The sequence below is a fragment of the Herbaspirillum lusitanum P6-12 genome, from assembly GCF_000256565.1.
GTDB lineage: Bacteria > Pseudomonadota > Gammaproteobacteria > Burkholderiales > Burkholderiaceae_D > Herbaspirillum > Herbaspirillum lusitanum.
Genome location: NZ_AJHH01000790.1, coordinates 1 through 1,472, shown reverse-complemented (window position 1 = coordinate 1,472; position 1,472 = coordinate 1). Strand labels below are relative to the sequence as shown.

At 63.9% G+C, this 1,472-nt stretch carries 3 protein-coding genes; all 3 read left to right on the top strand.

Translation table 11 applies throughout. The annotated features are described in order from the left end of the window. The coding region (locus HLUSI_RS0125515) for an ABC transporter ATP-binding protein C-terminal domain-containing protein (RefSeq protein WP_016836625.1) at positions 1-288 on the top strand (288 nt) is incomplete at its 5' end. After that, positions 288-995: an ABC transporter ATP-binding protein gene (locus tag HLUSI_RS0125510; RefSeq protein WP_029364028.1), complete on the top strand. Its 708-nt coding sequence runs from the start codon at positions 288-290 to the stop codon at positions 993-995. The genes HLUSI_RS0125515 and HLUSI_RS0125510, both read left to right, overlap by 1 nt. A 4-nt stretch (positions 996-999) precedes the next feature. After that, on the top strand, positions 1,000-1,472 hold a 473-nt coding region (locus tag HLUSI_RS0125505; RefSeq protein ID WP_016836623.1), incomplete at its 3' end, for a D-glutamate cyclase family protein.

Below are 1,472 nucleotides of genomic sequence, written 5' to 3'. Positions count from 1 at the left end.
GCCCGCCTCGCCGTGGCGCGCGCGCTGGCGGTCAAGCCCAAGCTGCTGCTGATGGATGAAGTCATGGCCGGCCTCAACCCGACCGAAGTGCGCGAAACCGTCGACGTGGTGCTGAAGATCCGCGACCAGGGGATTTCCTGCCTGATCGTCGAGCACGTGCTGGAAGGCATCATGCCGATCGCCAACCAGATCGTGGTGCTCGATTACGGCAAGAAGATCGCCGACGGTTCGCCGCACGACGTGTCCAACGATCCGCATGTGATCGCCGCTTATTTGGGAGATGAATGATGCTACAGGTGAGAAATCTGCGGGCCAGCTACGACGGCGTGCTGGCCTTGTCCAAAGTCGACATCGACGTCAAGCCGGGCAGCCTGGTGGCGCTGGTGGGCGGCAACGGCAACGGCAAGTCGACCACGCTGCGCGCGATTGCCGGCCTCAACAAGGTCGACGCCGGCAGCATCGTGTTCGACAACACCGACATCGGCAAGGTGCCGCCCTTCGACCGCGTCGGCCTCGGCCTGTCGTTGGTGCCGGAAGGGCGCCGCCTGTTCGGCCGCCTGAGCGTGCAGCGCAATCTGGAGCTGGGCGCTTACTCGCGCAGCGACAAGCACGAGATTGCCGAATCGATCGAAGACATGTACGCCACCTTCCCCATCATCAAGGAGCGCCGCCATCAGCTGGCCGGCACCATGAGCGGTGGCGAACAGCAGATGCTGGCGATCGCGCGCGGCCTGATGGCCAAGCCGCGCCTGCTGCTGCTGGACGAACCGTCGTGGGGCATCGCGCCCAAGTTCGTCACCAAGGTGCTCGACACCATCCAGCAGGTCAACGCCAAGGGCGTGTCGATCCTGCTGGTGGAGCAGAACCTGCACAAGGCGTTGGCAATCGCGCATTACGGCTACGTGATCCAGACCGGCCGCATCGTGATGGAAGGCACCGGCAGCGAACTGCTGAACAACGACGACATCAAGAAAGCTTACCTGGGAGGGCTATAAGGTGATGACGACCAACATGCAGATGAGCGAAGAATCGCTGTTGTCCGCCGCCGGCCTGCGCGCGCTGTGCCGGACCGGCGCGTTCGACGGCCCGACCGCCGGCTATGCCGACGGCCACGTGCAGGCCAACCTCATGATCGTGCCGCGCGAATACGCTTTCGATTTCCTGCTGTTCTGCCAGCGCAATCCCAAGCCCTGCCCGCTGGTGGAAGTGCTGGAGCCGGGGCGCTTCGAACCGCGCAGCGCACCCGGCGCCGACCTGCGCACCGACGTGCCGGGCTATCGGATTTTTGAAAACGGCGTGCTGCAGCAGGAAGTCGCCGATATCTCCGCGTATTGGCGCGACGACCTGGTGAGCTTCCTGATCGGTTGCAGCTTCTCGTTTGAAAGCGCACTGGTCGAGGGCGGCATCCCGTTGCGCCATATCGAACAGCAGCGCAACGTCGCCATGTACAAGACCAGCATGCCGTGCACGCC

Coding starts and splice junctions, on each gene's coding strand:
- HLUSI_RS0125510 (WP_029364028.1), top strand. CDS start 288: ATGCTACAGGTGAGAAATCTGCGGGCCAGCTACGACGGCGTGCTGGCC.